At 68.2% G+C, this 6,249-nt stretch carries 5 protein-coding genes and 1 pseudogene; all 6 read right to left on the reverse strand.

Going from position 1 to position 6,249, the window contains the following annotated elements; genetic code table 11:
- A partial coding sequence (locus VBO01S_RS30420; RefSeq protein WP_255221253.1) for an ABC transporter transmembrane domain-containing protein occupies positions 1 to 961 on the reverse strand: 961 nt, incomplete at its 3' end.
- 156 nt (positions 962 to 1,117) lie between these two features.
- Positions 1,118 to 2,212, reverse strand: a complete 1,095-nt coding sequence (locus tag VBO01S_RS30425) for an acyltransferase family protein (RefSeq protein WP_062482677.1) — start codon at positions 2,210 to 2,212, stop codon at positions 1,118 to 1,120.
- A 74-nt stretch (positions 2,213 to 2,286) separates the two neighbouring features.
- Positions 2,287 to 3,249 (reverse strand): NAD(P)H-dependent flavin oxidoreductase, encoded by a 963-nt coding sequence (locus tag VBO01S_RS30430; RefSeq protein WP_062482679.1) that lies wholly within the window; start codon positions 3,247 to 3,249, stop codon positions 2,287 to 2,289.
- Between the two features lie 80 nt (positions 3,250 to 3,329).
- Positions 3,330 to 5,120 (reverse strand): acyl-CoA dehydrogenase, encoded by a 1,791-nt coding sequence (locus tag VBO01S_RS30435; protein WP_062482680.1) that lies wholly within the window; start codon positions 5,118 to 5,120, stop codon positions 3,330 to 3,332.
- Positions 5,121 to 5,206: 86 nt separating this feature from the next.
- A complete protein-coding gene (locus VBO01S_RS30440; RefSeq protein WP_062482682.1) occupies positions 5,207 to 6,139 on the reverse strand; it encodes an electron transfer flavoprotein subunit alpha/FixB family protein in 933 nt (310 codons plus the stop codon).
- Positions 6,140 to 6,152: 13 nt separating this feature from the next.
- Positions 6,153 to 6,249: pseudogene (locus VBO01S_RS32585) on the reverse strand (electron transfer flavoprotein subunit beta/FixA family protein); the annotation flags it as partial.

Below are 6,249 nucleotides of genomic sequence, written 5' to 3' on the forward strand. Positions count from 1 at the left end.
CTTGCAGGTCGTCGAGCGCCTGCAGCGCCGCCTCGCCCGCCGCGCGGTCGTGCCAGACCGCCGACAGCTCGCGCAGCGGCTCGAAGAAGGCCGGCGCCAGCAACAGCACGAACAGGCCTTCGCCCAGGCTGAGCTGCTGGCCCCAGGCGCCGAAGCCGAGCGAGCCCAGCAGATGGAAACCGATGTAGACCGCGACCAGCGCCACGCCCAGCGCGGAGAACAGCTCCAGCACGGCGGACGACAGGAAGGCGATGCGCAGCACCGCCATCGTGCGCTGGCGCAGCGACTGGGCGGAGGCACCGAGCCGGTCGGCCGTGGCATCGACCGCGTCGAGCGCGCGCAGCGTGGCCAGGCCGCGCAGGCGGTCGAGCAGGAAGGCGTTCATGCCGCCCATCTCGACCATCTGCGCCTCGCTGGCCGCCTTGGCGCGCCAGCCGACGATGGCCATGAAGATCGGGATCAGCGGCGCCGCCACCAGCAGCACCAGCGCCGCGGCCCACGAGAACCAGGCCACTGCCGCGAGCAGGAAGAGCGGCACCACCGTCGCACGCCAGCGCGCGGGCTGGTAGCGCACGAGGTACGGCACCAGCGCCTCGGCCTGTTCGGCGAGCACGCTGGCCGCAAGGCCGGAGGGCGCGCGTTCGCGGTCGAGCGGCGAACCGGCCGCCAATGCGGACGCGGTCTGCGCACGCAAGGCCGTCAACTGCGCCCTCGCGCGTCCGAAGGTGCGGCGCACGCCCCAGGCTTCGCCGCCCGCGCGCAGCAGGCCGAGCAAGAGGATGCCCGCCGCCGGCCACAGCACGGCCGCCATGCCTTCACCGCTGGCCAAGCCCTGCACCGCCATCGCCAGCAGCGCCGCCTGCGGCAGCCACGCGAGCGCCGCGACGCCTTGCACCACGCTGCCGATGTCGGGCGACGTGAAAGCCTTCAACGGCGATCGTGGCGGCGATGGTTCTGTCATTCCTTGAGTTTGTGTATTTTCAGTATTTACTGAAAGATTCACAATCATACACAACAGGGGCAGTTCGCGCAGACTGCCCGCTCTGAAGCCCGAAGGCAACAGATTTGCAAAGGAATGGGAAGAAAAAGGGCCGCACCCCGGCGGGTGCGGCGCGCTTCAGTACGACACGATGAGGCCGCTGACGAGCAATGCGGCAAAAAGTGTGCAGACGCTGCGCAGCGACGCCGGCCGGGCTTCGACCCCGCGGTACAGCAGCACCGCCGCGCCCACCGACAGGCCGAAGGTCGCGACCATGCCCAGCAGGTCGACCCACGGCCCGTGCGGCCCCAGGCCCGCCACCAGCGCGTTCACGGCGAGCAGCACCGGGAAATGGATCAGGAACAGCGAGTACGAAATGCGCCCCAGCTGCTGCAGCGGCACGGCCGCCGCGGGCCAGTGCGCGGGCGACAGCCACTGCCGGCGCTGCGCCACCGCGATCAGCAGCGCGGTCACCAGCGCGATGGCGATGCGGCTGCGCCAGTCGATGGCAAGCGCGCCCGCCCCCACCAGCGCCAGCAGCGCGACGGCGCTGCACCAGGTGCTGGTGCGCGTGGCGCGGCCGACCCAGAAGGCCAGCATGCCGAGCCCGTAGGCGCCGAAGAAATAGAACGCCGTTTCGTCCAGCCGCGCCTGCCGGTTGAACAGCGCGAGCGACGCCACGGCCACGATGAACACCAGCGCCACCGGCGCCCAGCGCGCGGCCGAAGTGGGTTGTCGCAGCACGGCGGGCAGCCCGACCAGTGCGAGCGCCAGCGCGAAGAGCTGGAAGTCGATCGCCACATACCAGACACCGGTCGACAGCGACTCGTAGTTCAGCAGGTCCTGCAGCAGCAGCCCGTGCGCCAGCAGCTGACCGAGGCTCGGCTCTGCCGGCACCACCTCTTCACCCAGCCATGGCCGCGCCACTTCGGCCACCAGTACGCAGACCGTGAGTGCCGCAAGGTACGGCATGACCAGCCGGCCATAGCGCTGGAAGATCCGCGAGAGCGGTCGGTCCACGCGCAGCACGCCGTCGGGCGCCAGGCTCGCCGTGGCCAGAAAGCCGGCGATTACGAGAAAGACCTGCACCGCGAGCCGGCCGTCGTTCGCCAGCCAGCCGAAGAAATCGGGCGCCAGCACCTGCGCGCCGGCCGGCATCGGGCCGTAGCGCGCCAGGTGATGCCCGACGATCAGCGCACAGGCCAGGCCCTTGACCACGTCGAGCAGCGGCATGCGCCCCTGCCGCGCAGGCACGGCCCCGCCGCCACCGCTCGCAGCGGAGGTCGATGCCGGTGCGTGCGAACCGTTCAAAGTGCCAATCGCTGTCGTGCTTCCTGGTATTCGCGCTTGAGCTTCTCGATGAAGGCGCCCGCGCTCGCCACTTCGGTGATCGCGCCGATGCCCTGGCCCGAGCCCCAGATGTCTTTCCAGGCCTTGGCCTTGCTGCCTTCGCCGCCGCCGAAGTTCATGGTGGTCACGTCGCCTTCGGGCAGGTTGGCCGGGTCCATGCCGGCCTTGACGATGCTGGGTGCCAGGTAGTTGCCGTGCACGCCGGTGAACAGGCTCGAATAGACGATGTCGTCCGAGTTGCCGTCCACGATGGCCTGCTTGTACTCCTCGCTCGCACGCGCCTCTTCGGTCGCGATGAAGGCGGTGCCGATGTAGGCGAAGTCGGCGCCCATGGCCTGCGCCGCGAGCACCGCGCCGCCGGAGGCGATGGAGCCCGACAGCGCGATCGGGCCGTCGAACCACTGGCGGATTTCCTGCACCAGTGCGAACGGACTCTTCACGCCCGCATGGCCGCCGGCACCGGCCGCCACGGCGATGATGCCGTCGGCGCCCTTCTCGATCGCCTTCTGCGCGAACTTGTTGTTGATGATGTCGTGCAAGGTCACGCCGCCGTAGCTGTGCACCGCGTCGTTCACGTCGGTGCGCGCGCCCAGCGAGGTGATCACGATCGGCACCTTGTACTTCACGACCATCTCCATGTCGTGCTCCAGGCGGTCGTTGCTCTTGTGCACGATCTGGTTGATGGCGAAGGGCGCGGCCGGCTTGTCCGGGTTGGCCTTGTTGTAGGCCGCCAGCTCCTCGGTGATCTCGATCAGCCACTCTTCGAGCTGGGCGGCCGGGCGGGCGTTGAGCGCCGGCATCGAGCCGACCACGCCGGCCTTGCATTGCGCGATCACGAGCTTGGGGTTGCTGATGATGAACAGCGGCGAGCCGATGATCGGCAGCGGGAGGTTCGCGAGAACAGAAGGCAGCTTGGACATGTCGTCTCCGGGAAGGGGTTCGGTTTTATAAGAGCAAGGGGCCGCTGCCGCCCGTCAGATCGGCGACAGCGGCGGGTGCGTCAGAACGCTTCGAGCGCCAGCGCCGTGACGCTCTCGGCGCCTTCGACGATGCTGTCGCGGATGCCCGGCACCTTGTTCAGGATGTGCTCGGCGTAGAAGCGCGCGGTGGCGATCTTGGCCTGCATGAAGGCGACGTCCACGTTGTGCGAGGCCTGGTCCTGCGCCACGATCAGCGAGCGCGCGAGCTGCCAGCCGGCCACGAGGTTGCCCGCCAGCATCAGGTACGGCACGCTGCCCGAGAACACGGCGTTGGGCGAGGCCTTGGTCTGCCCGGCGACGAAGTCGACCACGTCGATGAAGGCCAGGCGCGCGGCGGTCAGGCGCTTGAGGACGGCGGCGGCTGCGGCGCTGTCGCTCTTGGCGAGCTCGGCCTCGGTCTTCTCGATCTGCGCGGCGATCGCCTTGGCGGTCTGGCCGCCGTCGCGTGCAGTCTTGCGGCCCACGAGGTCGTTGGCCTGGATCGCGGTGGTGCCTTCGTAGATCGTGAGGATCTTCGCGTCGCGGTAATACTGCGCCGCGCCGGTCTCCTCGATGAAGCCCATGCCGCCGTGCACCTGCACGCCCAGCGAGGTCACTTCGAGGCTCATCTCGGTGCTGTAGCCCTTCACGAGCGGCACCATGAATTCGTAGAAGGCCTGGTTCTGCTTGCGCGCGTCGGCGTCGGGATGGTGGTGCGCGGCGTCGTAGGCGGCGGCGGCCACCGAGGCCATCGCGCGGCAGCCTTCGGTGTAGGCACGCATCGTCATCAGCATGCGCTTCACGTCCGGGTGGTGAATGATGGGTGCGCTGGCGTTGATCGAGCCATCGACCGGGCGGCTCTGCACGCGGTCCTTGGCGTAGGCGACGGCGTGCTGGTAGGCGCGCTCGGCGATCGCGATGCCCTGCATGCCCACGGCGTAGCGGGCCGAGTTCATCATGATGAACATGTACTCGAGGCCGCGGTTTTCCTGGCCCACGAGGTAACCCACCGCGCCGCCGTGGTCGCCGTACTGCAGCACGGCGGTCGGCGAGGCCTTGATGCCCATCTTGTGCTCGATGCTCACGCAGTGCACGTCGTTGCGCGCACCGAGCGAACCGTCGGCGTTGACCATGAACTTCGGCACCACGAACAGGCTGATGCCCTTCACGCCCTCGGGCGCGCCGGTCACGCGGGCCAGCACGAGGTGCACGATGTTCTCGGCCATGTCGTGCTCACCGTAGGTGATGAAGATCTTGGTGCCGAACACCTTGTAGGTGCCGTCGGGCTGCGGCTCGGCGCGGCTGCGCACCATGGCCAGGTCGCTGCCGGCCTGCGGCTCGGTGAGGTTCATCGTGCCGGTCCACTGGCCGCTCACGAGCTTCTCGAGGTACACGGCCTTGAGCTCGTCGGAGCCGGCGGTGAGCAGCGCCTCGATGGCGCCGTCGCTCAAGAGCGGGCACAGCGCGAAGCTCATGTTGGCCGAGTTGAGCATTTCGCCGCAGGCCGCACCGATGGTCTTGGGCAGGCCCTGGCCGCCGAAGTCCGCCGGATGCTGCAGGCCCTGCCAGCCGCCCGACACGTACTGCGCGAAGGCGTCCTTGAAGCCCTTGCTGGTGGTGACTTCGCCGTCCTTGAACGACGAGGGGTTGCGGTCGCCTTCGACGTTCAGCGGCGCCACCACGTCCTGGTTGAAGCGCGCGCACTCTTCGAGCACGGCCTGTGCGGTTTCGAGGCCGGCGTCTTCGAAGCCGGGCAGCTTGGCGATCTCGCCGATGTTGGCCAGGTGTTCGATGTCGAACAGCATGTCCTTGAGGGGGGCGGTGTAGCTCATGTCTTCTCTCCAGGGGCCGCGGTGGGGGCGGCAGATGTAAAAAAGGCATCGCGAACGATGCCTTCTGGCTCAATGCGTTGAAGCGATCAGAGCGCCTTCACGAGTTCCGGCACGGCCGTGAACAGGTCGGCCACGAGGCCGTAGTCGGCCACCGAGAAGATCGGGGCTTCTTCGTCCTTGTTGATCGCGACGATGACCTTCGAGTCCTTCATGCCAGCCAAGTGCTGGATGGCGCCCGAGATGCCCGCGGCGATGTACAGCTGCGGCGCGACGATCTTGCCGGTCTGGCCCACTTGCCAGTCGTTCGGGGCGTAGCCTGCGTCGACGGCTGCGCGGCTGGCGCCGAGGCCTGCGTTCAGCTTGTCGGCCAGCGGCGTCATCACTTCGGTGAACTTCTCGGCGCTGCCCAGGGCACGGCCACCGGAGACGATGATCTTGGCGGCGGTGAGTTCGGGGCGGTCGCTCTTGGTGACTTCGCGGCCGACGAAGGCGCTCTTGCCGCTGTCGGCCACGCCTTCAGCGGTTTCAACGGTGGCGCTGCCACCGGTGGCGGCTGCGGCATCGAAGCCGGTCGTGCGAACCGTGATCACCTTGGTGGCGTCGGTGCTCTGCACGGTGGCGATGGCATTGCCGGCGTAGATCGGACGCTCGAAGGTGTCGGGGCTGTCGACCTTGGTGATGTCGCTGATCTGAGCCACATCGAGCTTGGCGGCCACGCGCGGTGCGACGTTCTTGCCGTTGGCGGTCGAGGGGAACAGGATGTGGCTGTAGTTGCCGGCGATCGCCAGCACTTGGGCGGCGACGTTCTCGGCGAGGTTCTCAGCCAGGCTGGCGCTGTCGGCAGCGATCACCTTGGACACGCCGGCGATCTGCGCGGCGGCCTTGGCGGCTTCGGCTGCGTTGGCACCGGCCACGAGGATGTGGACGTCGCCACCGCAAGCCAGGGCGGCGGTCACGGTGTTGAGGGTGGCCGGCTTGATGCTGGCGTGGTCGTGTTCGGCAATGACGAGTGCGGTCATGTTCGTTTCTTCCTCAGATCACTTTGGCTTCGTTCTTGAGCTTGTCCACCAGGGTGGCAACGTCGGGCACCTTGATGCCGGCGCCACGCTTCGGAGGCTCGCTGACCTTG

Source organism: Variovorax boronicumulans NBRC 103145 (assembly GCF_001591345.1).
Lineage (GTDB): Bacteria > Pseudomonadota > Gammaproteobacteria > Burkholderiales > Burkholderiaceae_C > Variovorax > Variovorax boronicumulans.

Bases quoted from the DNA above. Each gene is read 5' to 3' on its own strand.
- VBO01S_RS30425 (WP_062482677.1), bottom strand. From the start codon at position 2,212: ATGCCGCTGCTCGACGTGGTCAAGGGCCTGGCCTGTGCGCTGATCGTC.
- VBO01S_RS30430 (WP_062482679.1), bottom strand. From the start codon at position 3,249: ATGTCCAAGCTGCCTTCTGTTCTCGCGAACCTCCCGCTGCCGATCATC.
- VBO01S_RS30440 (WP_062482682.1), bottom strand. From the start codon at position 6,139: ATGACCGCACTCGTCATTGCCGAACACGACCACGCCAGCATCAAGCCG.
- VBO01S_RS30435 (WP_062482680.1), bottom strand. From the start codon at position 5,120: ATGAGCTACACCGCCCCCCTCAAGGACATGCTGTTCGACATCGAACAC.